This is a genomic window from Candidatus Pristimantibacillus lignocellulolyticus (assembly GCA_023639215.1).
Classification (GTDB): Bacteria; Bacillota; Bacilli; order Paenibacillales; family Paenibacillaceae; genus Pristimantibacillus; species Pristimantibacillus lignocellulolyticus.
Window position 1 is genome coordinate 5,009,769 of the sequence record CP097899.1, and the last position, 26,899, is coordinate 5,036,667.

General features: G+C 38.6%; 28 protein-coding genes and 1 riboswitch. Of the genes, 7 read left to right on the plus strand and 21 right to left on the minus strand.

Annotated features, from left to right (window positions below):
- Positions 1–41 precede the first annotated feature (41 nt).
- Positions 42–1,181, plus strand: coding sequence for a class I SAM-dependent RNA methyltransferase (locus NAG76_21870; protein ID URN94434.1), 1,140 nt, complete (start codon positions 42–44; stop codon positions 1,179–1,181).
- Positions 1,182–1,252: 71 nt separating this feature from the next.
- On the opposite strand, the gene NAG76_21875 is transcribed toward NAG76_21870, so the two are convergent.
- The 7 genes from NAG76_21875 to NAG76_21905 form a co-directional block, all read right to left on the minus strand.
- A complete protein-coding gene (locus NAG76_21875; GenBank protein URN94435.1) occupies positions 1,253–2,659 on the minus strand; it encodes a PDZ domain-containing protein in 1,407 nt (468 codons plus the stop codon).
- An 85-nt stretch (positions 2,660–2,744) separates the two neighbouring features.
- Complete coding sequence (locus NAG76_21880; protein ID URN94436.1) at positions 2,745–2,972, minus strand: DUF1450 domain-containing protein; 228 nt, start codon at positions 2,970–2,972, stop codon at positions 2,745–2,747.
- A gap of 38 nt (positions 2,973–3,010) precedes the next feature.
- Complete coding sequence (locus NAG76_21885) at positions 3,011–3,313, minus strand: iron-sulfur cluster assembly accessory protein (GenBank protein ID URN94437.1); 303 nt, start codon at positions 3,311–3,313, stop codon at positions 3,011–3,013.
- Positions 3,314–3,352: 39 nt separating this feature from the next.
- Positions 3,353–3,589: a hypothetical protein gene (locus NAG76_21890; protein URN94438.1), complete on the minus strand. Its 237-nt coding sequence runs from the start codon at positions 3,587–3,589 to the stop codon at positions 3,353–3,355.
- Between the two features lie 209 nt (positions 3,590–3,798).
- Positions 3,799–4,704: a glutamate racemase gene (gene racE / locus NAG76_21895; protein URN94439.1), complete on the minus strand. Its 906-nt coding sequence runs from the start codon at positions 4,702–4,704 to the stop codon at positions 3,799–3,801.
- 73 nt (positions 4,705–4,777) lie between these two features.
- Positions 4,778–5,110: a YtxH domain-containing protein gene (locus NAG76_21900; protein ID URN94440.1), complete on the minus strand. Its 333-nt coding sequence runs from the start codon at positions 5,108–5,110 to the stop codon at positions 4,778–4,780.
- Between the two features lie 61 nt (positions 5,111–5,171).
- Positions 5,172–5,630, minus strand: coding sequence for a DUF948 domain-containing protein (locus NAG76_21905; protein ID URN94441.1), 459 nt, complete (start codon positions 5,628–5,630; stop codon positions 5,172–5,174).
- A 353-nt stretch (positions 5,631–5,983) separates the two neighbouring features.
- On the opposite strand from NAG76_21905, the gene NAG76_21910 reads away from it, so the two are divergent.
- Positions 5,984–6,385: a hypothetical protein gene (locus tag NAG76_21910; GenBank protein URN94442.1), complete on the plus strand. Its 402-nt coding sequence runs from the start codon at positions 5,984–5,986 to the stop codon at positions 6,383–6,385.
- A 108-nt stretch (positions 6,386–6,493) separates the two neighbouring features.
- On the opposite strand, the gene NAG76_21915 is transcribed toward NAG76_21910, so the two are convergent.
- The 11 genes from NAG76_21915 to NAG76_21965 form a co-directional block, all read right to left on the minus strand.
- Positions 6,494–7,138 carry a DeoR family transcriptional regulator gene (locus tag NAG76_21915; protein URN94443.1) on the minus strand — a complete coding sequence of 215 codons (645 nt, stop codon included), beginning with the start codon at positions 7,136–7,138 and terminating at the stop codon, positions 6,494–6,496.
- Between the two features lie 40 nt (positions 7,139–7,178).
- Positions 7,179–7,601 carry a DUF86 domain-containing protein gene (locus NAG76_21920; protein URN94444.1) on the minus strand — a complete coding sequence of 141 codons (423 nt, stop codon included), beginning with the start codon at positions 7,599–7,601 and terminating at the stop codon, positions 7,179–7,181.
- Positions 7,602–7,751: 150 nt separating this feature from the next.
- A complete protein-coding gene (locus tag NAG76_21925) occupies positions 7,752–8,039 on the minus strand; it encodes a Dabb family protein (GenBank protein URN94445.1) in 288 nt (95 codons plus the stop codon).
- 150 nt (positions 8,040–8,189) lie between these two features.
- Positions 8,190–8,600: a cytochrome C oxidase subunit II gene (locus tag NAG76_21930; GenBank protein URN94446.1), complete on the minus strand. Its 411-nt coding sequence runs from the start codon at positions 8,598–8,600 to the stop codon at positions 8,190–8,192.
- A gap of 135 nt (positions 8,601–8,735) precedes the next feature.
- Entirely contained in the window at positions 8,736–9,146 is a 411-nt protein-coding gene (locus NAG76_21935) for a hypothetical protein (GenBank protein ID URN94447.1), read from the minus strand.
- Between the two features lie 625 nt (positions 9,147–9,771).
- Positions 9,772–10,890: a glycosyltransferase gene (locus tag NAG76_21940; protein URN94448.1), complete on the minus strand. Its 1,119-nt coding sequence runs from the start codon at positions 10,888–10,890 to the stop codon at positions 9,772–9,774.
- 234 nt (positions 10,891–11,124) lie between these two features.
- The gene (gene queF, locus NAG76_21945) at positions 11,125–11,622 is read right to left on the minus strand and encodes a preQ(1) synthase (protein URN94449.1); all 498 of its coding nucleotides are present in this window, start codon (positions 11,620–11,622) and stop codon (positions 11,125–11,127) included.
- An 857-nt stretch (positions 11,623–12,479) separates the two neighbouring features.
- Entirely contained in the window at positions 12,480–13,211 is a 732-nt protein-coding gene (gene queE, locus NAG76_21950; protein URN94450.1) for a 7-carboxy-7-deazaguanine synthase QueE, read from the minus strand.
- Positions 13,208–13,672, minus strand: coding sequence for a 6-carboxytetrahydropterin synthase QueD (gene queD / locus NAG76_21955; protein URN94451.1), 465 nt, complete (start codon positions 13,670–13,672; stop codon positions 13,208–13,210). Before queD ends, queE begins: the two co-directional genes overlap by 4 nt.
- Positions 13,672–14,349 carry a 7-cyano-7-deazaguanine synthase QueC gene (gene queC, locus NAG76_21960; GenBank protein ID URN94452.1) on the minus strand — a complete coding sequence of 226 codons (678 nt, stop codon included), beginning with the start codon at positions 14,347–14,349 and terminating at the stop codon, positions 13,672–13,674. The genes queD and queC overlap by 1 nt, the downstream gene beginning before the upstream one ends.
- Positions 14,350–15,024: 675 nt before the next feature.
- Positions 15,025–15,068, minus strand: a riboswitch (PreQ1 riboswitch).
- 37 nt (positions 15,069–15,105) lie between these two features.
- Positions 15,106–15,672, minus strand: coding sequence for a hypothetical protein (locus NAG76_21965; protein URN94453.1), 567 nt, complete (start codon positions 15,670–15,672; stop codon positions 15,106–15,108).
- Between the two features lie 271 nt (positions 15,673–15,943).
- Here NAG76_21965 and NAG76_21970 point away from each other — a divergent pair, with 271 nt between their 5' ends.
- Both NAG76_21970 and NAG76_21975 read left to right on the plus strand, forming a co-directional pair.
- A complete protein-coding gene (locus NAG76_21970) occupies positions 15,944–16,861 on the plus strand; it encodes a hypothetical protein (protein ID URN94454.1) in 918 nt (305 codons plus the stop codon).
- Positions 16,862–16,995: 134 nt separating this feature from the next.
- On the plus strand, positions 16,996–19,005 hold the full coding sequence (locus NAG76_21975; protein ID URN94455.1) for a methyl-accepting chemotaxis protein: 2,010 nt from the start codon (positions 16,996–16,998) through the stop codon (positions 19,003–19,005).
- 65 nt (positions 19,006–19,070) lie between these two features.
- On the opposite strand, the gene NAG76_21980 is transcribed toward NAG76_21975, so the two are convergent.
- From NAG76_21980 to NAG76_21990, 3 genes are all read right to left on the minus strand, one after another.
- On the minus strand, positions 19,071–19,748 hold the full coding sequence (locus tag NAG76_21980; GenBank protein ID URN94456.1) for an S-layer homology domain-containing protein: 678 nt from the start codon (positions 19,746–19,748) through the stop codon (positions 19,071–19,073).
- A 153-nt stretch (positions 19,749–19,901) separates the two neighbouring features.
- Entirely contained in the window at positions 19,902–20,813 is a 912-nt protein-coding gene (locus tag NAG76_21985; GenBank protein URN94457.1) for an alpha/beta hydrolase, read from the minus strand.
- 50 nt (positions 20,814–20,863) lie between these two features.
- Positions 20,864–21,793, minus strand: a complete 930-nt coding sequence (locus NAG76_21990; protein URN94458.1) for an ArsR family transcriptional regulator — start codon at positions 21,791–21,793, stop codon at positions 20,864–20,866.
- A 177-nt stretch (positions 21,794–21,970) separates the two neighbouring features.
- Here NAG76_21990 and NAG76_21995 point away from each other — a divergent pair, with 177 nt between their 5' ends.
- From NAG76_21995 to NAG76_22005, 3 genes are all read left to right on the plus strand, one after another.
- A complete protein-coding gene (locus tag NAG76_21995; protein ID URN96906.1) occupies positions 21,971–23,137 on the plus strand; it encodes an iron-containing alcohol dehydrogenase in 1,167 nt (388 codons plus the stop codon).
- 291 nt (positions 23,138–23,428) lie between these two features.
- Positions 23,429–24,253: an aldo/keto reductase gene (locus tag NAG76_22000; GenBank protein ID URN94459.1), complete on the plus strand. Its 825-nt coding sequence runs from the start codon at positions 23,429–23,431 to the stop codon at positions 24,251–24,253.
- 392 nt (positions 24,254–24,645) lie between these two features.
- The gene (locus tag NAG76_22005) at positions 24,646–26,775 is read left to right on the plus strand and encodes a hypothetical protein (GenBank protein ID URN94460.1); all 2,130 of its coding nucleotides are present in this window, start codon (positions 24,646–24,648) and stop codon (positions 26,773–26,775) included.
- The last annotated feature ends 124 nt before the right edge of the window (positions 26,776–26,899 follow it).

The following is a 26,899-nucleotide window of genomic DNA, read 5'->3' on the forward strand; positions in this document are numbered from 1 at the left end:
CACTTTTAGGCTAATAGAAAAAAAGAAATGAGTGTTAACAGATGGCAAAACTGAATTTAATCGCTACTGCTCCAATGGGACTAGAAGCAATTGTAGCTCGTGAATTGAAAGAGCTTGGATATACAGATACACAAACAGAGAATGGTAGAGTTAATTTCACAGGAGATTTCCTTGATATTGCTCGTACGAATCTGTGGTTACGATCTGCTGGTCGTGTACTTGTTAATATGGGTAGATTTCAAGCTACTACTTTCGATGACTTATTTGAAGGTGTAAAAGCACTTAACTGGGATGAATGGTTACCTGCTAATGCTGAGTTCCCAGTCAATGGTCGCTCTCACAAATCACAACTGACAAGCGTACCTGCTGTACAAGGTGTTGTCAAAAAAGCAATCGTTGAGAAATTGAAAGAAAAGCATAATACTGAATGGTTCCCAGAAGATGGTCCACTATATGTTCTCGAAGTAACATTGCTGAATGATGAAGCATTACTTACGATCGATACATCAGGTTCTGGACTTCATAAACGTGGTTATCGTATTGCTTCAACAGCGGCTCCACTACGTGAAACGATGGCTGCTGCGATTGTTCAATTATCTCGCTGGACGCCTGACCGTCCATTATACGATCCTTTCTGTGGATCAGGCACTATTCTTATTGAAGCTGCTATGCAAGCTTGGAATATCGCTCCTGGAACGCGTCGTAGCTTTGACAGTGAAGCTTGGGACAATATTCCTGGTGAGCTTTGGGAACAAGCGCGTGAAGAAGCGTTTGATTCTGTGAAGGACGATGTGAAGTTGCAAATTACTGGATCTGATATTGATCCACATGCTATTGATATTGCAACTCAAGCGGTTCGTCGTGCTGGCTTCGGTAAAGAAATTAAGCTGCATGTCTTACCTGTCGCAAAAATTAAGCCTGAAGGAGACTATGGTGTTATCATTTCTAACCCTCCTTACGGTGAACGTCTTGGTGATGAGACAGAAGCTGAATTAGCACTTCGTCAGCTTGGTAAGGCATCACTTTATTATCCAACCTGGTCACATTTCATTTTCAGTCCTTCTCTTGAAGTTGAACATTATATGGGCAAAATTGCAGACAAAAAGCGTAAACTTTACAATGGTCGCATTCAGTGTAACTTAGTACAATTCTTTGGTCCGTTGCCACCTCGTAATAGATAAGTAAATAAGGGATGCAATAAGATGAACAGCCTACTGGCTATCGTCTCGTTGCATCCCTTTTTATTATTGAATTATAATGTTGTATCCGTTTGGTGATCTTCTATCCATGACAAGATATCACGAAGTGAAGTTACTGGCACAATATTAAGTTCTGGTGCACCAGTTGTTGCTTCAAGATAACCTTCTTTCGGCACGAAAAACACATCCGCTGTCGTTCGACTAACAGCATATGCTTTCTGCTGAATTCCGCCTACCATTCCAACCGTTCCATCAGGTTCAATTGTACCTGTCCCTGCTATTTTCAACCCACCTGTTAGATCAGCTTCACTTAGTTGATCTAGAAATGCTAACGTTAACATCGCGCCATGTGATGGTCCACCAGCATGAGCAAGGTAAGATTTGAACGTAAGCTCTTCCTCCATTTGTGTACGATAAGCATTTTGAATAGATACACCAAGAACTGCCCTATTTTCCCCATCCGTTGAAGCTACAGTAGAAACAGTCGATTTAACTTGTTGACCCTCTCGTAACAGTTCTATTTGAACATGATCTCCTGCTTCTACATGAGAACTCATATATGTAATGAGTGCTGCTGCATCATGTAACGTTTCGCCATTAATAGCAGTAACAATATCTCCAGCTTGAATAACACCATCTGCTGGAGAATTGGCGACAATTGCGATTACTTGAATTCCTTCATAAACAATCGCCTCGCCTAATCCTGCTTGTTCCCACGCTACTGCAGCTGCAAGTTTATCCGCATCCGTTTTCATCTCTGCCACTTGACTATAGGTTTCAGTTATACTTGGTTCGTTCGCTTCTCGCTTGTTCATCTCATAGGAAGGAAATATCGCGCTGTACAGCCAATCAATTGGAAACGCAGGTCGCTCGAATACGAGTACACCTTCAATGATTCCATTATTTTCTGACCGCTGCTGACCAATCGTAGCATAAGTGTTCATATTCATCGTCATACCTGGATAGGTCACATTATAACCAGTTGGGCAAAGCAACACGAGAAGGATGATGCAATACACCACAATCGGACCAATTAATGAACTGTTGTAATGTCTAAACTGCTTGCTTACAATCTGTGAATTACTTCGCACATCTATCACTTTGCTCCATACTAATTCACCAACAATGGTAACAACAGTAATAGCTGTCACAATAATAAGCAACTGTAAATGCTGCAACGGTTGCGTTAGAATAACGATCATCGTTACTGAACCCATTATTACAATAATTCGCATTATGGTTAGTGCTAAACTACGTTGTTGATTCTGTTGACTACGCCATATCGCACCAATTAACCAACAAAGTGGGATTATTATAACAACATAATACAATTGATCAATATATTGTATCCATTCCTTCCCTTTTGCAAAAAAGAATGCATCTGGTAACCAAATCATCTGAAATATGATGATCGCAAATAGAATACTGACAAACCCGCCTATATACCAACTTCTATTCATCTGTAGACTCACCTTCTATTGTCAGCAAAAAATCCTTCAACTTATGGATAACCATCTAAGTGAAGGACTCTATGTTGCGCTATTATTATTTTTTAAGATGAACTAGTGCTTTTTCTATCGCTTCATCTTCCGTTGCACCTTTTATATATCGACCATTAATGAATACAAACGGAGTACGTTTGCATGGTCCACAATATGATTTGCAGCCAACTTTAATTTCAGAGTTAGGTGCAAGTTTCTCTATCTTTGCAACCGTCGTCTTCATCTTCATATGTCTGCACTGATCGCAGACTCTAATATCATTCGTCGCCATTCTTCCTCTTCCCATTTCCCATATGCTTTTTATTACAGTTAATGATCCCCGTGGTTTCCTTTTGAAGGGTTAGTAATTGCAAATCCTTCTTCAGGTGTGTAGAAATAGTCTACACGGATACCATCCAAAAATTCATTGTCTTTTTCTAGAATAACATCAATTCCGCTATCCGTCGATACAACAACATCTTTATCTGTAGGCTCATCTACGCCCATACCATAATGTGCGTGATCCCCATGAGCATGAGTTACAAATACACGTAATAATTTACCTGCACTTTCCGGCTTATCTAATTCAACTTTCAATACTTTAGCTGCGTTACGAGAAATTTTGCATTTCATTGCTTGTCCGCTCCTTTTGCTCTGTGTAATTAACATGGTCTATCTTGTTATATTATACTTCTTCGCCATTCTACTCGCAAACCATTCTGCAACAATCATCGTAAATGCGATATCATCAACAGGTAGAAATGGCATGAAGTCGGGTGCTATCCAATAAATAAAAACGGGAATTATAAATAAGCCCTTTTCCCATAGTGCGACGGTCGGAGATGTAATTATTTTGAAAATTAATTGAAAGGTCTGTTTCCAATGTCCTAGTGACAATATTTTTTTCATATGACCACTCCTCTCGGACTTCTCAAGTCCGCTTCATATTCAATGCCGACTAAGCTTCCTATATCTCATCATTTTATTTTAGTATACCCACTATCTATTTAATCCGCACTAGACTTTAAGCTAGTTATTTACTAAGTTATTCCTCCAAAGCAACACAAAGGGGATAATTCAGTGGCTTCTAGCCCAAAATTATCCCCTACTAATATATATTACAATATGTGACTATTATTCACGCTACTTTTCCACTCCGGCTCATACTGATGGAGCTCATCTGCAAGCCATTGTCGCACTATCATTTGAAATGTCGTTGGATCTCCACTGCATATAAAGCAATGCTTCTTTATTTTTGTATTCGCAATGACGGACTCATTATCTACAGATCCACTTGTAAATTGGCTTGTCGTCACAATTGCCTCATGATCTATATGACCTTCGGTTTGCTCATATTGACCTTGCTTTTCCAAGATGGCAATGACTTCAGTTGTTGTCTCTTCTGCTGAATGAATTAGTGTAACAGATTCACCCATTACCTCTGCAATTGTATCTGCTAGAAATGGATAATGCGTGCATCCTAGTATTAAGCAATCTATTGGATATGAACGCATATGCACAATGGACTCATAGACGATCTTGTAGGCTTTAGCTGACTCATATTCCCCTTTCTCAACAAGCGGAACGAATGCTGGGCATGCCTCACTTACAATCTGAATATCATCTGCAAGTTGATAAAGTGCTTGATCGTAAGCTTTACTCTTAATCGTACCTTCTGTGCCGATTACTCCAATATAACCTGTCTTTGTGCCACGAAGCGCTGCTCTAGCACCAGGCTCAATTACGCCAATAACCGGAATTGAAAGACTTGCACGAATATGCTCGAGCGCAACTGCTGTTGCTGTATTACATGCAATGACGACAAGTTTCGGATCATACTTGAGCAAATATTGTACGACTTCTTCCGTAAACTGCATAACTTCGTCTTTCGATCTTGGACCGTAAGGTGCACGAAGTGTATCGCCGAAATAGACAATTTCTTCTCGCGGTAATTGCTTTAATAATTCTTTCACTACCGTCAATCCACCTACACCAGAATCTAATACCGCTATTGGTCGCTGCACAATTCCACCGCTCTCTTCTCTCTAGACTCTGTCCATTAAGTAGTATCAATTATTGTGATTTAATTTGCAAGCATTAATTATGCGGATTTTCTTGTTCTACCTCTTCTTGTTCATTAGTAGCACATACTTGCTTCCTACTACCAACAATTTTTTGAATACCCAGCTTTGCACCAGAGACAATCTTTACTGTACGATCCTCAATCTGTTTGCTCGCTTCATAAACCGTTTCAGACACATGATCAACAGCCTTTCCTGTTGCCTCTGCAACCTTTTCCGCACCTACTTTAATATCTGAACGTAATTCTTTACCACTTTTCGGCGCAAATAATAATGCCGTTACACTTCCAACTACCCCACCTGTAATAATTCCTGCCAAAAATGCTGTGCCACGTTTCGTTATTTTCATCGTTAACACTCCTCCATAATTTTCATCTACACCCTTAACATTTCGAACTTTTTGTAGATCACTACTCTCTTGTTGTACTATTATCTAGTTGCTTCTTGCGTACACCTTGCCATAATTGCCACGCAGACACCGCCAGTTCAGCCCATTGTATAGCATCTTCGACTTGACGCTCAGCTTTCTCTTGCTGTACGTACTTCAATGCACGATGTGAAATTTTACCCGTCACCTCATCCACCATTGCAGCGGTATGTTCAATCGTTTGGCTAATCTGTTTTGTTGCCTGAACAATTCCTTGTGCCGCTTGCACACTGCTTGAGATTGCTTTAACAGTCTCATCAGTCGATTGAATGAGACTACTGCACTCAAGTGATAGTCTACTTATGTCTTGCTTCATATCAGTTGCTGTTGCTGTTAATTCGTTCATACGAACAACTAATGATCGTAATGTAACAATTAAAGCAATAACAAGAATGACAAAGGCTCCTGTAGCGATCCAAATACTGATTTCAATCGTTAACATAGTTCCTCCTCATACCGATAAATTTGGACATAGTCATCGCTCACTGTCGTTGTAATCAATTTCTTGTAACTAGACATATGCCTATTCGCGTAACACAGTATAAGCAGATTGGGCTTGTTTTGACACAACATTTCACATCATTTTTCAAAAACATATAATTACGCAGAAAAATCATTATAATACAGCTATTTAACAGCTAAGTTGCTGATGGGTGAGACACGCACAATAGTTGACTTACCTTTGTCATTATTTGTATCATTATGAGATTGGGTTCATTCCAAATTTATGTAGCAGCTTAATCGGTCTGAAATATTAGTGTAGATGAATAATTGTACATACAAGAAGGAGTGTCTATGAAGAAACGGTCTAGAGTAATTATTACGCTTAGTACAATTGGCATACTCTTGCTCTTAGTAGGAGGATATATCTACTACAATAAACTTTATTACCCGGTACCTCCTATCGATGGCGTTAGTCAACGAGAGGCTATTACTACTTTTGAACGCTCGGATGATAATCTCGCCTTATTAACTAGTAATAATAAGACTCATTGGTATATCGCTTCTGGTGGTAGTGGAATTAACGTTGTTGATGAGCAGATTACTGAACTTGTTAGTCAATATGGTTGGGAACTAGAACAGAAAGAGGGTTCTGGACTATTCTTTACTCGAGAAGGTGAGAAATTAATTGCAACGACGCGAATGTGGACTAGAAATTATGTTCTAATTCAAATCCCTCTTACATTCAATAGCTAATATACACATACAAAAAGGGGCAACAACCAAGTGTCATCATTCCATGACATTTGGGTGCTGCCCCTTCTTAATTTCTAATATAAGTTCTACATGCTGTTTATCTCAGCTTCATGCTTCAACTTGAGCGTTACTGGACATTTGAATACGATAATTGCATTTCGTTCCACCTTTAGCTAGACACTCTGTGCGCTCTACCTTAGCTCCTAATAAGTCTTGAAACAACTCAAGCTCACATTGGCATGCTTGATGATAACGATCTGCCACACCTTTTATCGGGCAATTGTATTCTTCGATATAATAGTAATGCTGATCCCGCTTCGCCTCAGCCATATAACCGCCAGCATTTTGAATAGCAACAAGCTCATCAACCTTTTCGGCTAAATCCTTTTGCGCCATTCTATCTTCATAGCGATCTAATAACTTACGCTTACGTCCTTGAAACATCATATTAATATATGGTGCAGTTTCTGGATTATCATCTAGTTCACTAAGTAGGTCAACGGTAAGCATATGATATTTTTGCGGAAATAGTTCCTCTGATTTACGCGTTAGTTCATAAGCATGACTTGGTCTCCCCATACTTTGCTTCACTGAAATAATTTGCACATAATCTTGCTTTGCTAACTCGTGTAAATGTCTTCGTATCGCCATTTCTGTCAGCTGAAGTTGTTGGGCTAATGCGCTAATTTGCATTCGCCCTTGACTTCGTAGTTTATACAATATAGCGTCACGAGTCGAACTAGTTGGCTTCATTATTACCCACCTCGCTTCCATCACAATACGAGCTAATCCATTAAGCTAGCTCTTTTTCAACATACTGTTCGACCGCTACTTTAAATTCTACTAGCAAAGTTGGTAACTTCTCGACTAACGGATGTAGTTCTGAACTCTTCCAATTATAATAATCTTGCACAAGCGGTTTACGAAGACGTACTAATTCCAATAGATCAGGTACTATACTTTCTGGAAAAACACCTTCACCACTTGTAATTTCAATAATATCTTCGTAGCTACTTGCATCGCGCATAATAAATCCATCTATTAGATAACTGCCAATATCAGTCACAATTTCTATTGCTAGATGTAATGCTCGCTCTTGCGCCAATGCTTGTAATGTTGCGCCTTCCCATTGCTTACTTAATTGCTCCATTGCTGCTGTTAGCGTCGGAATTGTCGCTAGTCGAATGGCTATCTGTTCTTGATTGACGTAGTACACGAATTCACCGCCTATAGCAAGTTATTAATTGTTGTTAGACTCGTTCTTTTTCTTTGCCTTACGCTTAAGCCAAACTCCCATCACAATACAACTTGCAATAATGATGAAAAGATACGTGGCCATTTCATATACATCGCGCATAATTACCTCTTAGCTTTCGTAGTCAACAGCTACAGAAGATTCACGCACAGTGCTCATATGCTCGATCACCTTTTGGTGAACGGGATGCACTTGATATGCATCAAGATCCGCCATAGTATCGAATTTTGTAACAAGTGCAATATCGTATGAACGCTCAGAGTGGATAACATCTACTCCAACTTCAATGAATTTCAATTGTTCAATTTTACCTTCCATATTGCGAAGCACCTCTGCAGTAACTTCTACTTTCTCAGGGCTATTATCCTTTAATTTAAAAAATACAATGTGTGTAATCAATGAGATTGCCTCCTATAATTCACGATATTTGCATTAATATAATGTTAGTACTAGTCTTATGATAACCCAAGTTGCTTCTAGCCGACAACTACATAATACATAGAAGAGGCTGCCGAGATCAACTCGACAGCCTCTTCTACTGCTAACTTATTAAGCTGCTGTAATAATAAGTTTAGCGTGCATTGTTTTGTGACCTTGTCCACAAGGAATATTACACTCAATTAGATATTCTTTTGCTTCAGTAAACGTCACTTGTGTTTCTGGGTTATCTTTGTTCAATTTCACTTCCACACCGTTACTGTCAATTAACTTTGCAATGTCAATACCGTGTAGGCCGCTCTTGTTAGAGAACTTCAATATAACAGTTTCGCCAGCTTTAGCAGTGAATTCTGCTTGGTTAAAAGTAAAATCTTCATTCGCTTCGATTTTCATGATACTATTTACGCCTTCTGGTAGTTCTTCTGGCCCGGTCTTTGGTTTTTCTGGCAAACCGAAAGCAAGTAAACTTGCAGCCATAACTGCAGCAATTGATACTAGTGCTAACATAATCCATTTTTGCATTACAACGTGCTCCCCTTTATACTCATAATGTCTAATCCCTATATTACCTAACAATACCCAATTTACTCAACCAATTACTAATATAAACATGAAAATTTTTCGTGAATTATGACAAAGTGATGAACATTTTGCGAATTATGCAGACATATATTTTTTCAACACCCGTTCACACTCCACCTTTACAAATCCCCATAACATAAAAATTTGATGATGATAACCTCGACAGACGTATTTTGCTAGTAACCCATCTTGTTGTTGCAGCTCCTCATAGATCTTAATTCCACCTTTACGAAACATTCTACGATGGTCTGCCATATCTAATAATACACGATCCTGAATGCCGCGTAACATCGATTCATACAATCTAGGCAATTTAATTTGCGATAAACCGATAGCTTTCACATCATGATCAATAATACGTAATATCATTTCAAGCAACACATATTGTTTAATAGCATCCGCTTCAAACTCCTCTTGAATTGGAGCATGTGACGCCTTTTCTTGTACATGCGAATTTATTTCAGTTGTGTCTTGCTTAACATTCATCTTAGTTCCCCCTAAAACTACTCATTGGCTTTTCAATACATTTCTTTCGCAAATGAAAAGTACTTTCGAAAAGCGAACACTATTCATCGTTCCCTATAAAAACATTGGATATAACAAGAACATATGTTCTCATTATATCCAATCGATGCTTGTTTATGCAAGTAAGGAAACAATACATAATTTTCATGTAGTAAAAGCTTTAACAATCGGGGTAATTGGCCGTGATCACGAGTGGATGTTTTGAACTTCATCTTCCAATAAAGGTTCAAAACATTCGCTTGTCAGCACCAAGAAGATGACCCACAGCGGAAACGAGTAGCGCAGCGTACGTTTTGTGTACGCGAGCACACACAGGCTTTCGATGGGGGGCATATTCGATGCCGAGTAAGCAACGTTAGCATACTCAGCGTGATCACGAGTGAATGTTTTGAACTTCCTCTTCCAATGAAAGTTCAAACATTCGCTTGTCAGCACCAAGAAGATGACCCACAGCGGAAACGAGTAGCGCAGCGTACGTTTTGTGTACGCGAGCACACACAGGCTTTCGATGGGGGCATATTCGATGTCGACTAAGCAACGTTAGCATACTCAGCGTGATCACGAGTGAATGTTTTGAACTTCTACTCTAGGAAGTTGTGTACAATGCCTTAATTCTCTCTCTGGCTACAAGCGCCGGAGCATAGTTATTATATTCCGCAAGTACCTCTTCGATAAGAAGTAATGCACTTGTTTGCATACCCTGCTGTTCTAAACATACCGCTTTTTCAAATTTAGATAAGAAACTTCCTGTACCACATAAAGTTAGATGTTGTAAGTTATTTTCGCCAATAAGAAGTGCTTGATCAAACGCAGTGATCGCCTCATCCAACTTCCCTTGTCCTTTCATGATCAACCCTTTATAGTAATACAAATCTACAAAGTCAGGATGAATTTTAATCGCAAGATCAATCGATTGCTCTATCCCTTCAAAGTGTTGTAAATCAATTACAATGCTGTACTTCAACTTATATAGCAGTGATGGAGGAAGTTGTTGCTTCGCAATAAATCCTGTAATCGCTAAGTTAACAAATTCGTATGCCTTCACTTTCTCCCCAAGTTGATTCAACTCATTAGCAATAAAATAATCCGTCCACGGATTGTTTTTATCTCTAGCTTTTTCCTTAAGTAAAATATTCACATTTCGATTCATCTTATTTTTTTCAAGTACACGTTCTTGTAGATATCCATAATGCGATAGTTGTGATGTGAGCCTCTTCACTTGATGAGCTTGAAGTGGTACTGACAAATTTAACTGTTCATGAATTGCACCAGTGAATGTTGCTTTCGTACGACGAAAAATTCGATATTGAACAAGTAGATTAGAACGTTCGTATTGCGGGGGTCGATGTCCGTAATAATTAACGACTTTCAATCCCAGCAAAAGTAATTCTTCCTGTTCTATCGCTTCGCGAATGGTTGCATGACCACTTTCTTCAAGACGTTCATCTGCATCGATATATAATATCCATTCACCAGTTGCTTGCTCTAAAGCATAATTACGCGCATCTGCAAAATTATCATTCCATTGAAAATCATATACTTGTGCATGGTATTGCTCAGCAAGTTGTTTCGTTGTATCCGTTGATCCCGTATCTACAACAATAATTTCATCAGCAATTGATTGAATAGAAGCCAAACAATACGGTAAGTGACTTTCTTCATTTTGAACAATAATGCATGCCGTTAATTTCACACTAGAAGTCATCGTCGCCCTCCTCATATTTCGTATAGTGTAATTTATGAGAGGCTTTGACCTAATTATGCTTACAATATAAGCTTGGGAGCAGCGTTCCATAGGAAATCAGCTTTATATTTTCTAGTACAACAAAAAAACATCTCCAAGCCACGCGATGATATGACAACTATCAATCGATTAACTTGAAGATGTTATTAGTGTAAGTACAAGGTTCTTCTTACATTAGCAATGTAAGCTTATCATTTAACGGTTGTCGATTTTCTCTGGGTAAAGATCATGATTCATTAGACGATAATCGGCCATTTGTTCATATTTCGTGCCAGGACGTCCCCAATTTGTATATGGATCAATCGAAATACCACCGCGTGGTGTAAATTTCCCCCATACTTCAATGTAACGTGGCTCCATTAATTTGATAAGATCATTCATTATAATATTCATGCAATCTTCATGGAAATCACCATGATTACGGAAGCTGAATAAGTATAGTTTCAACGATTTACTCTCTACCATCTTTACATCAGGGATGTAGGAAATGTATATCGTTGCAAAATCTGGCTGGCCTGTAATTGGACAAAGACTTGTAAATTCGGGACAATTGAATTTCACAAAATAATCGCGATTGGGATGCTTGTTATCGAATGATTCCAGTACTTCAGGTGCATAGTTAAACGGATATTTCGTACCTTGATTACCAAGCAATGTAATACGATCAAGCTCTTCTTTATTTCTTCCTTCCATTTATAACCCCTACCTTTATAATGTTATATGTGTATAAATCCTCTTCATATTCAATGTCGACTACGCTACGTCAGCATACCCATCGTTATCAAAGTCTACTTTATGAACTACCTCTTAAAATAAATGTTCAAAAATTCACTTGTCAGCACCAAGAAGATGCCATAAAGCTAGTGACGCGAGGAGCGCAACGTACGTAATTGGTACGTGAGCACCACAGCAAGCGATGAATGGCAGCTTCGCTGCCGAGTAAGCTACAACGCTTTACATCGTGATCACAAGTGAATATTTTTGAACTACCTCTTAAAATAAAAGTTCAAAAATTCACTTGTCAGCACCAAGAAGATGCCATAAAGCTAGTAACGCGAGGAGCGCAACGTACGTAATTGGTACGTGAGCACCACAGCAAGCGATGAATGGCAGCTTCGCCGCCGAGTAAGCTACAACGCTTTACATCGTGATCACAAGTGAATGTTTTTGAACTACCTCTTAAATTAAAAGTTCAAAAATTCACTTGTCAGCACCAAGAAGATGCCATAAAGCTAGTGACGCGAGGAGCGCAACGTACGTAATTGGTACGTGAGCACCACAGCAAGTGATGAATGGCAGCTTCGCCGCCGAGTAAGCTACAACGCTTTACATCGTGATCACAAGTGAATATTTTTGAACTACCTCTTAAAATAAAAGTTCAAAAATTCACTTGTCAGCACTAAGAAGATGCCATAAAGCTAGTGACGCGAGGAGCGCAACGTACGTAATTGGTACGTGAGCACCACAGCAAGCGATGAATGGCAGCTTCGCCGCCGAGTAAGCTACAACGCTTTACATCGTGATCACAAGTGAATGTTTTTGAACTACCTCTAAACGCCTTTTTTATTGCCCCATACCCATGTATGCAGCTGCGGCAACACATACACCGCATTCAGCTCACTATCAGCCATCGTTAAATTAATTAACCATTCATATCGCTCTAACAAATAAGGTAGCATGCGCACCGGCTCTTGCTCTGTCAAATTCCCGTTACCAGCTTGTACGTAGAAACTAACGCCCGAATAGCGTTGGTGAACAACTTTAGCATAAGCAAGATCTGCCTCATCGAACACAACGACTTTTAAGCAAAAATTCGATTCATGCTCCACTAGTTTACTAACAATTTCATCTAGCTTCTTCCAATCTGTCTCCATGCCGGAGCTAGGCGGCTTAGGAGAAATCGTCATATCATCAATACTGGTGAACCAATCTTGCCAACGACTACCTTGTGTTTCTAAAGCTACTTTCTTCCCTCGTTCATGAAGAGCATCTATGAAACGATTTAACTGTGGCAATAGCGCTGGGTTTCCTCCAGAAATGGTGACATGATCGTATGCATCACCAGCAAGCTCATCTAACGAAGCGATAATTTGTGCAGCAGATCGCAGTTGAATCTCATCTTTCGCTGTACCATCCCATGTAAACGCAGAATCGCACCACGCACAACGATAATCACAACCAGCAGTTCGTACAAACATCGTCTTACGTCCTACAACCATGCCTTCTCCTTGGACAGTGGGACCGAATACTTCCAGTACAGGAATGGTACGTTCAGCACTCATCGCTCCACTCCTACTGCATTCAACTGACGCAATAATTTACGAGGGCGGTATATACAGTAACTTGTAGGTGTTTCGCGTAAAAATACTTGCACACAAGTAGCCTTATTATCTGTTTTAGCTAAAAAATCACTGACAAGCTCATAAATTGTACGAGCAACGACTTCCGTCGTAGGAAAATATTCAGACTCATTATTATTAAAATCTTTATGATGATCGTTCAGCAAAGTGTGATCAAAGCGATCATGAATGAGCTCTTTAATGAGGGAAAAATTCACTAAAAAACCTGTATCATCTAATTGATTACCAGCAACAGTAACGTTAACAAAGTACGTATGACCATGCATCTGCTGACACTTTCCAGCTTTCGGTGACGGTACGTAGTGGGCTGCAGCGAATTGAAAATCTTTATTAAGCTCATATTCAAAAGGATGCTCTACTTGAGGATACATTTGCTGGATCATTACTTAGCACCTCCAATCTCAGTGAATTGTCTTCTTTCAAGATATTGTTCTAATCCTCGACGACGAAGCTCGCATGCTGGACATTCGCCGCAACCATCTGCAGCAATACCGTTATAACATGTCAACGTACGTTCACGTACAAATTCAAATGCACCAAGTTGATCCGCCATCTCCCAAGTTTGCGCTTTGTCCAACCACATTAATGGCGTATCAATAACGAATTGATAATCCATAGAGAGGTTCAATGTTACATTCAACGATTTCACAAATATATCTCGACAATCTGGATAACCACTGAAATCCGTCTCACAAACACCAGTCACAATATGTTTGGCTCCAATCCCTTTCCCTACAATTGCCGCAAAAGAGAGAAATAACAAGTTACGACCATCAACAAAAGTAGTTGGTAGCTCACCATCCTTCACCTCAATATCGATATCTGATCGTGTTAAAGCATTAGGTGCAAGTTGGTTCAATAGGCCCATATCTAACACATGTTGCTTGACCCCAAGTTCCTCTGCAATAGAGGCTGCACATTCAAGCTCCAACATATGACGTTGACCATAGTTAAAAGTAATCACCTCTACCTCAGCAAATCTTTCTAATGCCCAAAACAAACATGTGGTACTATCTTGACCACCACTAAATACAACAACCGCCTTCTCTTCGTGTAACATTCTAATCCTCCTAAAACTTTTTGTTAGCCTTCTGATATACTTCCTTGCAACGAAAAGTTACATCGGAAGCATATGCTAAAACTTATCGTATACTTCGTGATCAATAGCAATTATTGCTACTCAGCACCAAGAAGATGACATGAAACCAGGGAAGAAGAGAGTATCGCAACGTACGTTATTGGTACGTAAGAAACGTAAGCGACCGATGAATGGCATATTCGCCGTCGAATCCTCTAGGAAGCATACTCTTCGTGATCAGTAGCGATTATTGCTACTCAGCACCAAGAAGATGACATAAAGCTAGGGAAGCGAGTATCGCAACGTACGTTATTGGTACGTAAGAAACGTAAGCGACCGATGAATGGCATATTCGCCGTCGAATCCTCTACGAAGCATACTCTTCGTGATCAGTAGCAATTATTGCTACTCAGCACCAAGAAGATGACATAAAGCTAGGGAAGCGAGTATCGCAACGTACGTTATTGGTACGTGAGAAACGTAAGCGACCGATGAATGGCATATTCGCCGTCGAATCCTCTACGAAGCATACTCTTCGTGATCAGTAGCAATTCCTCTCATAACAACTAAAAAAGGCGAGCATTACCCCTAGATGGGCAATACACGCCGAACACAAAACGACGACGCTCATCATCTTTTACCAGATAATAGCAATCGTTTCGTCTAGTTTTTTATAGAGGGAGTTCGCGAACCTCTCCTGGCATATACCAGATTTTCCTGTTCAATTGTCAATTGCTACTATAGCACAGCGTCTCCTACAGCTTCAAGTGTATTAATTGTATATTGGATTAACTGCTCAATATCATCCATCTGATCCTCATTAATCCGACGATTAAAAGGAAGTTCAATCGTATTACGATAGATGATAGGTAACCAAATTGGTGAACCGTGAACAGGATGTAATTCGGTGTCGAACATCGCACTTAATGATTGACGAGGCAACATATTCCGTTCCCATATCTCGGTAATCGCTCGTTCAATCTTCGGACATTGTTCAAGCGGATTGTCTATAAGACAATGAAATCTAAGCATCAAACTACAGGCTGGATGTGCTTTGTCGTATTCTAATATTTCACCCGCCAAATCTTGTACCGAACTTGACAATACAATTTCAGCAGATAGTGGAACTTGCTTTAGCTCCACTTGAGCAAGTACGAAAGTAAGCGTCCAAGTACGTGACATAACCGCAAGATCAAGAGTATCTTTCCGATCTATAATAGATATAACACCATCCAAATTATCTAGGTCATAAAGTTGATTCTCAAAAGCTATTTTCAAATTTTCAAATATTGTTGGGTCAAACATCTGCTACCATCCTCTATTGTCATTTCATAATCGTATTATAACCTATTCATTGTAGACCTTCTGGACTTAATTATACTTTTTATATGCGGAACCAATGCAACCGATATCATATTACAATCGTATTAGATAATAGCGTTTTCAAATTCCGACATCAATTTATTCATTTAGTGGTAAATAATAGTTTGAAAAATGTACTCCTGCAATAAAATATCGTATACTAGATGAGATATGTTTAATAATTAATGGAGCAATTACTATTAGGGGTGACACAATGGAAGACATTAAGATGGCCTATGAGCGATTAGGTCTTGAGCCTTTCGCGGAGAAAGATCTGGTAGAGAAGAAATACTCTAGCCTATTACGTAAAGATCGTTCTCGATCAAAACTATCTGTAGAAGAGCAAAGTAAAGATCCTGATTTCGATTTCCACAAAATAACAGAAGCTTACCGAGCTATACTAGATTACGAAACTAAAAAATATACCGATGCATTCGAAGAGAAAGAATATGGTAAGTACAAGAAAATGGCTGGACAAGCTAAGAAATTCGATCATTTCTGGCGTTATTATAAAATACACACTTATGTTGCGATCGGTCTTATTGTACTCCTCATTTACGGAATTATTGCTTTCATGGATCGTCAAGAAGAGAAGAGATATTTAGCTAGTTTACCACCGGTCGATATACACATGTCATTTTTAGGTAATTTCTTCAATACAAGTGAAGACAATTCTTTCGAGACAACAAATGCTAAATTTCTAACTGATTTCCCAGATTTCCAAAGGGTAGTCTCTGATCTCATCTATGTTCCAGAAGAACAAGCTATGCAACCTGCCTACCTACAAAAGGCTGTACTCATGCTAATGACAGAGTCACCAGATATCTACATTGTAGATGATCCAATGTTCCAATATATTGTAAGACAAGGTGTATTAACTTCACTTGATGAAGTAGCATCCCTTAGCGATGTATTAGAAAGCAAGTATGCTGTTACCGGAGGTATACTTGATGGTGATGGTAACATTACAGAAGAACATGTCTATGCGATCGATCTAACAGAAAGCGCATTTGGTAAAGATTTGGCCATTGCATCACCTAAATTAATCGTAGGTATTCGCACTGATGCAGCAAATCCAGAAAAAGCACTGAAATTAATTGAAACCTATGTACAAACATTGCCTCTTCCATAATTATCTCAGGAGTGTATGAATTTCATACATTCCTTTTTTTGTGATTTTAATCATATTTAGCATTTGTGAACTGGATTATGATAAATAATATTTACAAATACATACAGATTAATCACAACGAGAGGTTGATTGCAATGAAAAACATATTTAAATTAAACACTATTTTCAAAAGAGTTATGACTTTAGTAATATTTCTTGTAGTGTTAATCTCATTCTCTTTAAATGCGATAAGTTTTTTCGTATCAGAAAACGAACTTTCGAAAGAATATGAAAAATCACTAATTAACAAAGCGACAGATAGCGCAATCATTATACAAGAAAGACTTGCTCGTAAAGTAATTGAGCTAGAAGCATTGGCTAATCAGCCAAATGTTCAAAGTAATAACTGGGATGAGCAATTACCGATCCTGAATTCTGAAGCAGAACGTCTGAACTATGAAGGAATTGCTATTGTAGATCTTAAAGGTCAGGCACATTATACCGACGGTGAAACAATAGATCTTAGCGATCGCCCCTATGTTCAAGAAGCATTAACGGGAAAATCTACGATGTCAGAAGTCATTATTAGTCGTAAAACGAATGCCCCTGCGCTATTAATCGCAGTACCTATAATAAAGCAAGATCAAACTCAACAATTACTATTAGCGCGAATCGATGGGTATTACTTAAGTGATATCGTTGAAGACATTCGTGTCGGTGAGACAGGCTTCACTTATATCGTGAGTGACAGTGGTAAAATTCTTGCTCATCAAAACAAAGATTTAGTGCTGCAAGAAACAAACTATATTACATTAGCAGAAACGGATGCTACATACGACGAGTACGCTAAATTATTAAAAAATATTATCACGGATCGCATTGGAACGAAAGAATTTAAAGATGCTGATGGTAAGCAAATGATTGCCTACACTACGATTCCTGGAACAAAGTGGGTAATTATTACTGGTGCCTTATCTTCTGAAATAACAGCAGGACTCAATAATATATTGCTATATTCTGTAATACTTAGCTTTGTATTTATCTTTATCGGAATCATTGTCGCATACCCGTTCAGTCACTCTCTTTCAAAAGCCATAAAACGTGTGGAGTGGAACGGACTGCAGTTAGCAAAAGGTGACTTTACTATACCTGTCGACGAGAAACTACTATTAAGAAAAGATGAACTAGGTAGTCTAGGACGCTCATTCGAAGAAATGCGTACACAACTGAAGTTGATGATTGATCAACTTAGAGCGATCTCAGATCAAGTTGTTGTATCATCCAATGATATGCATTCAAGCAGCACACAAGTAGCTGAAGCAACTGATCATATCGCTAGTACAATGGAAGATATCGCTGGCAATGCACAAGCAAGTGCAACCGCTAGTCACCAGACAAGCACTTCAATGAACGAAACAAATACTGGACTGCATCGAATTACAGTATCAGCCAATCATGTATTTGAAACTGCATCAGAATCTAATAAACTTTCGGCTAATGGTACTGCCATGATGAATGATGCAATGACCCAGATGGATAACATTTATCACTCTGTTGTACAATCTTCTGATCTAATTGAGCAACTCGCTATACAAAACGAAGAAGTTCGTAACTTCGTCGATATCATCTCAAGTATAGCTAATGAAACCAATCTACTTGCATTGAATGCTTCAATTGAAGCGGCAAGAGCAGGTGATGAAGGTCGTGGTTTCTCTGTTATTGCACAGCAAGTTCATAAACTTGCGGCTCAGTCTCAAATCTCTGCCAAGCAAGCCATTGAGATTGTTGAACATATTACTACGAGTACTACTAAAGTAATGAATGCTATGGAGAAAGGTCAACTTGAAGTAAATGGTGGCGTTCAAGCAATTAAAGAAGCAGAACACGCCTTCCTGAAAATTAATAACAGTATGCAAGTGATGACAAGTGATCTTGAAGAAATAAGTGCGGCTTCGCAGCAACTTGCTGCTGCATCAGATGAAGTAACAGGACAAATGAACGGCATGAATCAATTGGCTCAACAAACTGCTGCGTCCACTGAAAGTATCCTAGCTGCTACGGAGGAGCAAACAGCCTCCCTGCAAGAAGTAGCTAGTGTTTCCAGTGAACTACGTAGTATGGCTTTGAATATGAACGAGCAAATGAAAAAGTTCAAAACGAAATAAACTTAAAAAAGCAGTTAAGTAGACTCTGAATAAGTCTACTCAACTGCTTTTTATGTTACGTATAATTAGGATTTTTCATTTGGCATTTCTGGTACTACGTTATCTTTATGCGTTTCAATAAAACTGTGCGCATCGAATAAAATGGCAGCTGCCTCAGCACGAGTCAACAGATGTGACGGATCAAATTTTCCTGATTCATCTAAAGAAACGATTTTATACAATAGCGCACGTTGAATAGTTCCTTGGTAGTCAACCGTAATATCCTTCTCATCTTCAATTACAATAAACATTTTGATCATCGGGTATTGTCCTGTAAGTTCAAGTGCTTGTACTAGATAATGTGTGAACTGTTCCTTGGTCAACGGTTGATTAGGGTCTATATCTGCTGGGATATCTAAACCGTTGTAGTGGGCAATAATGAAATCTTGTGCATACCATGCGTCGTTAGGAACCTTTTTGTAGAAACCTTCAGCTGTAGGCGCACTTGAGAAATCAATTGCTGCAAGACTGATTTGAGTGGCTCTTACAATTAAAGAAATGCCTTGGGCAGCAGTTAATTGATCTTCTGGCTGGAATGACGTATCACTCACTCCTTTAATAATACCTTGCTGTTGTAATGCTTCAATTTGTATTTTACTACTTACACCATTAATATCGTTGAAAGGGGTAGCTGCGAAAGCCTGTGTAGTTAATGATGCTGAAAGCATGGCTGCGACCGCTGCAATTGCTAAATGTTTCTTCATGGTGTCCACCTCTTCTATTTAATTAAGTTTGTCTGTTCTCCTACTAGAACGACACTAATACGAAAAAGGTTGCAACAGCATCAAATTTTCTAAACGTTGTAGTTTTCATATAATGCCATTAGATAACGCAACATAAATTGTCTATTTTTATTACTACAAATTTACGGAACGAACATCCTTCCAATTAGTATTTGTAAGAAGCTCCGCACCCTTACCCGAAAAAGCACGTTTTGCCTCTGCGTCATCCATTAACTGATATCTCATCCAAGCAGTCAAATACCCTCTATGCTGCCCCCCATCATGTTCAATGGCAGTATGTGCCGCTCCTTTTGCCATTGCCATTATCACCGGAATATCCGGATTAGCATCAGTCAATGCCCGCTGATTGGACGTTGTAGGTGATATAATAAAATCACGTGTTCCACCCATAATAAAAAACGGAACTTTCAAAGCTGAAGTATCATATTTATCCTTTGGATCGCAATATTTCAACTGAGGGAGAGCAATCGATACAACTGTTTTAATAAGCGAACCATTATCGTAATTAGTATGGGCATTAATGACTCCAGTAGAACCTTGAGAATGACCGGCAGCAGCAATTTTATCAGACTGAATAGTTTGATAAAATTGACTTTCAGGCAAATCATTTTCAGCCAACATGTATTCTATGGAAGCTAGAATTTCTTTCCCAGTTCCAGTAGTTTTGCTATATGTATCAATAACTACAAATCCCCAACTAGCCATGTGAGTTAACAGCTCGTCATATTGTTCAGGTAATGCCCCTGTTCCATTGCCCCAAGCAATTAGTGGATGCATAACACCTACTGACTGAGGGTAATAAATTTTATACAGGTTTTCACCAAGTTCGTCCAAGATCAATATCGTTTCAACTTGATACTCTCCTGATGAAGCATATTTCTCTTCGACACTGTCCATCTCAAAGGTAGCAGATACAGAGTTTACAAGTAAGAAGGATACTGTAGAGAAAGCTAATATTAGAATTAAAATAATACCAAATGATGTTAAAAACCATTTGTTTCTAAGTACTCTATTGATTTGTGGCATACAATCTCCTCCCATTATTATTAATATTGTACAGTATAAATGCTAACCTATCATTTACATTGCAGTACCACTTCAATATTTTGGTTGTAATTCCCAAATTCCTTACCGAAAATAGTAACTCCACCACAATTTTTTGCATTGCTATCACAACTAATCTTCAACAACAATTCTTTATCATAAGCGATATCAAGATCAGTAATTGTTATATCAGATATTTGCAAGCCATCGATAAATGAGCCCTGCTCTGTTACTCGGACATGCTTCATAATGCCATGCTGAATGTTTTTGTACCACCAGCTTGGTGTAAATACCCCCTTATCTTTACCGAACCGACCAGGATATGTCCAAACTCCAATTTTTGTGTCATTAATACTAAATACAATATCAGAAGGCAACATTTCTGACGAAGAACATGGCGTTTCCGAACAAATTTCCAAAGAAACTTCAATTGCTGATAATTGATCGTTGGATATCATATAATTAGGGATACGATATTCCACAAATCCTGAACTAAACCACACGATACTTGCATCACTATGAATCGGATCAGCGAAATAACGTGGATCATCACACATTCCAAGCATATTCGTCTCGGAAGCTAATCCGCAACTTGGTTTTACGTCATATGCAGCATACATTCCTACCGGTACATCGACCTCATACCTTTTACCTTCATTAGGTGTGACTTCCAATATCGGCTGCTGCGAGGGCAATGTAAAATCTAAAACCATTTTTTCTAAATGTAAAAAGCAAAGTTTCTGTTGTCCTCTTTTGCCAGCGACAAGCTCACTTCGAACAATACCTGCTGTTTCAAGCATTTGTATATGCCGCGTAACAATCGGTGGTTTAATATGTAAAGACTCAGATAATTGTTTAATATTCATAGGTGTTAGCTTCAATAATTCAATCATCTTAATTCGTGTAGGCGAAGCAAAACATTCTAATATATAACTATTCCCTGTATTAACCGCTACTTTCATCTTGATTCCCCTTAAGCTTAAAATTACTTTTCACCCTATTGTATAACTGAAAAGTTAATCTTTCAACAAACTTCGAAAAGTTGACAGCCATATTTATGTAAAATACAATGAAACTAGGCAAAAAATCTAATGAAAAGTTAACTAAAAAGTTAACCTAATCAATAAGGAGGCAATACTATTTTACCTTTCTCTTTCCATAACCCTACACGTATCATTTTCGGTGAAGGTACTGCCGGGCAAGTCGGTACTGTAACAGCTACATATGGCACAAAAGTTCTACTTGTGTACGGTGGTAACAGCATTAAACAATCCGGTCTTTACGATAATGTGATTGAACAATTAACAAATTCAGGTGTGCAATATGTTGAATTAACTGGAATTGAGCCTAATCCAAGACTTACAAGTGTATATGAAGGAATTGCGCTTTGTCGTGAACACAATGTTGATTTCATTCTAGCTGTTGGTGGTGGAAGTGTTATAGATGCTTCCAAAGCCATTGCAGCAGGAGTACCTTATGAAGGTGATGTATGGGATTTCTTCACGAATAAAGCTCGAATCGAATCAGCCCTTCCACTTGGTACCATTCTTACATTATCTGCAACAGGTACTGAGATGAATGGTTCTATGGTAATTAGCCATTGGGAAAGTAAATTGAAACGTGGTTCTGGTAGTCCACATGTATACCCACGTTTTTCTATTCTAGACCCTACGCTTACCTTTACCGTTCCCGAGCATCAGACCGTATATGGCTCGATTGATATTATGTCGCATGTGTTCGAACAGTATTTCAGTCTAACAACTGATACGCCACTTCAAGAACGTTTCTGCGAATCTATACTACAAACTGTAATAGAAAATGTTGAAATTGCCATCGCTAATCCAAACGATTCAGCTGCAAGAGCTAATCTAATGTGGTGTAGCACGATGGCACTTAATGGCGGACAAATTTCTCTTGGTATGCGTAATGACTGGGCATCTCATGGCATCGAGCACGAGATTAGCGCTATCTATGATATTCCCCATGGCGCTGGCTTATCAATCGTGTTCCCAAATTGGATGGAATATGTATATAAAGAACGTCCTAGTCGCTTTGCTCAATACGCTACTCGTGTATGGGGTATTAGTAGTGAAGGAAAAACAGAGGATGAACTTGCATTAGCAGGTATTCAAGCAACGCGTGACTTCTTTACTAAAATTGGCGGAGAAGCTACTCTCTCTCAATTCGAGATCGATGGTAGCCAATTAGAGCGAATGGCTGTTGAAGCAGTACGCTATGGACCTATTGGGTCGTTTAAGCAGTTACAACAGGAAGATGTACATGCGATACTAAAGAACTGCCTTTAAGCGGTAATTCAAAAGGCGGACTTTGATAACGATGATTGACTTCGTAGTTTATTCGACATCGAATATGAAGCGAACTTGGGAAGTCCGGTACGCATGTACCAAACACGTACATTTGCGTTTCCTCCTTCCTCAAGTAGCGTTCCATCTTCTCGGTTCTGAAAGCCCGCTTTTTGAACCTTCATTTTAAAGCAGGCTTTGATAATGATGATTGACTTCGCAGTATATTCGACATCGAATATACTACGAAGTTATTTAGGCACCACTCATAAATTTAGGGGAGGAATAATATAAATGACTACTCATAATAGTTACAACGTTACGTTACAAAATGGAGTGCAAATGCCTTATCTAGGTCTAGGAGTATGGAAAGTTACAGATGAAGTTGCTGAGAACACTGTACGTCAAGCTATTGAAGTTGGCTACCGAGCCATTGATACTGCTACTTCATATGGAAATGAAGCTGGCGTTGGTCGAGGCATCGCTTCTAGCGGTGTTAATCGTGATCAAATTTTCGTTACAACAAAGATTTGGAACGGACATCAAGGTTATCATGAAGCATTAGCGGCATTTGATGACAGTCGCAGTAAATTGAATATGGATGTAGTCGATCTCCTTCTAGTTCATTGGCCAGTAAAAGGAAAATATACTGAGACATGGAGAGCATTAGAAGAGATCTATACAAAAGGCTATGCACGTGCAATCGGAGTAAGTAATTTCCAAATTCATCATCTTGAGGACATCGCTACGAAAAGCGAAATAACTCCTATGGTTAATCAAGTAGAATTCCACCCTCTTCTAACACAAGAGCCGCTTCGTCAATATTGTTCTTCGCATAATATACGAGTAACAGCATGGAGTCCGTTAATGCAAGGTAATCTCGACATTCCCTTGTTGCAAGAACTCGCTGCAAAACATAATAAATCAGCTGCACAAATCGTACTGCGTTGGGATATTCAAAATGGTGTAATCACTATTCCGAAAACTACAACACCTGCTCGTCTCGTTGAAAATGCTGATGTATTCGATTTTGAACTTACAAATGATGAAATGACACAAATTTCAGCGCTTAATGAGAATAAACGCTTTGGTCCAGACCCTGATAACTTTAATTTCTAATACATTTAAGCAGTGCAGTCTAGCTGTACTGCTTTCTCTAAATTCATTCATACTTAGTTCAACGAAGTATTATAACAAGGCTATTCCTCTGCTTTCTCAATTATTAACCCTCATCAAATCCTTTAGGTTGCCTCTCAAAGACTGATCTCACCTATGCCCTACATGATGAATAACAGCAACTTACTTTAGCTCCAACAATAAATAGATAATGACTACAAACTTTACGGCTAACAAAGCTTAAAACTGACCATAATATCGACAATTTATAATAAGATTTTACAAGTGTACTATACTTTTTTAAGTCTATTGACCTAAAGGAATAGAGTTAACAAATGTCGAACTTCTTTGAAGATAATACTAATAAAATAGTTATGATGAAAGGGTGAAATCTATTGAAGCTCAAGTCTATTGCAGGAGGAAATCATGACGACATTTTAAGCAACGAAAATACTAATGTATTTCGATCGATTATCGAAAAACAAACCCATCGAGCGTTCCCACATCACAATTTTATGCAGTTCGTTAGAACATTAAGTGATTACGATAAATTAATGCTATCCATTGCATTACAATTACCATTTACGAAAAAAGATTTACGCAAATGGCCAGACCTCTTATTCCTTAAAAAACTAAGCACTGTAATAAAAAAATCTTCCTCTGATATAACGACTAAACAACAACTATTGATATATATTACTAGTCTCATCATCGTAGATACACCATCAATAGAACAACTGAACGAAAATCTAATAGAGCAAATAGCTACATATGGCTATTGGAACGTATACTGGACGGTTTATTATCATCCAGATCGAGATAACAATGAAGACCTATGTATACAAATAATAGAACAACTAAATTCACAATATGTACAAGAAGTTGCCGTGCAAGAAATTGCCACACAAGAAGTTGCCGTTACCGTTAATACGATGCCAACTCTTGTGCAAGATCAGAATAAGTTTGAAAAAAAGATAGCTGTACTAGAAGATAAAATCAGCAAAGAAATTACAACAAGACAGCAATTAGAGCTTTTAGGAGTGCAAAAGGATAAATTATATCGCCATTTGCAGCAAGAACAGGACAAGTTAACCTTGCAAGCCCAGCAGTTAAAGGAGCAACTAACTATGTATGAAGTAAAAGTAGAAAGAATGGAAAGTACTCAACAAGAAATGACCCAAAAAAGAAAAGACGAAGAAGAAAGATGGTTGATTGAGCGGAGTCAGTTGTTGTTACAGACTAAACAATACTCCGATGAACTAAAAAAATCTGCACAAATACAAGATCAGTTACAGAAAGAGTTAGAGGAAAGTAAAAAACAATCTAATAGTTGGCAACAAATCGCACAACAAAAGCAAGAACAAGCTGCTTCAAAATCCATTGTCATTCCCGTAACACCTACTTTGGAACAGCAATTAACAGCAACGACAATTAGTTTGCATCGTGAATTAGATCAATATAATGAAACTCTTATTCATACTTTAGAGCAACCTACGTCAACTGAGCTTGAGCTACGAACTCATTATCGTCAACAAATGAGAAATGTACTTGAACTTATCGAGAATATTGAAAACTATCAACTAGTCCATAATCAATTCACACAAACTATAACGCAAGCCAAAGAGCCGAAAGCTCAACAGCAACAAACTAATAAAGCAACAACAACCGGACAAGACGATCTTACAACTACTATCTTATTACCAGAAAAGCAAGGTGCTATGTTATACGGCACGTTCTATCGCCGAGATCATGGAGGATATATTTCACTTGAAAATGGTGATATTTTTAACATTACAGAATCACTTGTTCAGCAATTAGAGTTACAACATGAAGCAGAAGTACTATGTACACCAACTGCTCACCCAGGTAGACATAATCATTATACAATTGAGCTTTTATTCCAAGGTGATGATAACTTCTCACCTATTAATCAATATGACGGATTCGTTCATCAGGATGAGGATTTGAAATGGTACTGTGTCGACCTCAATGATGAGGATAATCGCTTCCCTATTCATTTTAAAGATGTTGAAATTCAAAAACCTGGTCATGGCGACCCATGCACATTCAATGTAGCAGAAGATGGTCATATTGCGCGCTTAACCCGTTTGTATCGACTACATGGTGATATGACAGATGTCCACCCTGCTCGCAAAAAATCAGATAAGCCTAGAGAAACGATAAGTTCACCAACGCGTAATAAAGTTGAACCATTCCTTACAGATTGCACGATCACAATTATTGGTGGTCAAAGAAAATGGTTCGAAACGGTCGTAAAAGAAACAGGTGCTGAGCTCGTTCATGATGGTGGTGAACGACCAGAACGTATTGCTTCTGATCTAAGTCGTTCACAAGCATTATTTATGATTCTGACATCAACCTCCCATCGAGCAACATGGGAAGGTATTGAAATTGCAAAAATGAATCAAGTACCTCATTTCGTTATTCAAGGTTCCAAATCTAATCTACGTATGTTGCTGTGGGAGAATCAAGAGCTTATTCGCAGCTCGAATCGGATGGAATGAGATGGCTCATGAAGCAGTGAAGCGTGTAGGTCCCGCTGCGATGACAGTCATTACTCCAATCGACTTTTGTTCCACGATTTATTGAAATAGCTAGTGGTATAAATCGTGGAACAAGGCCGAGCGC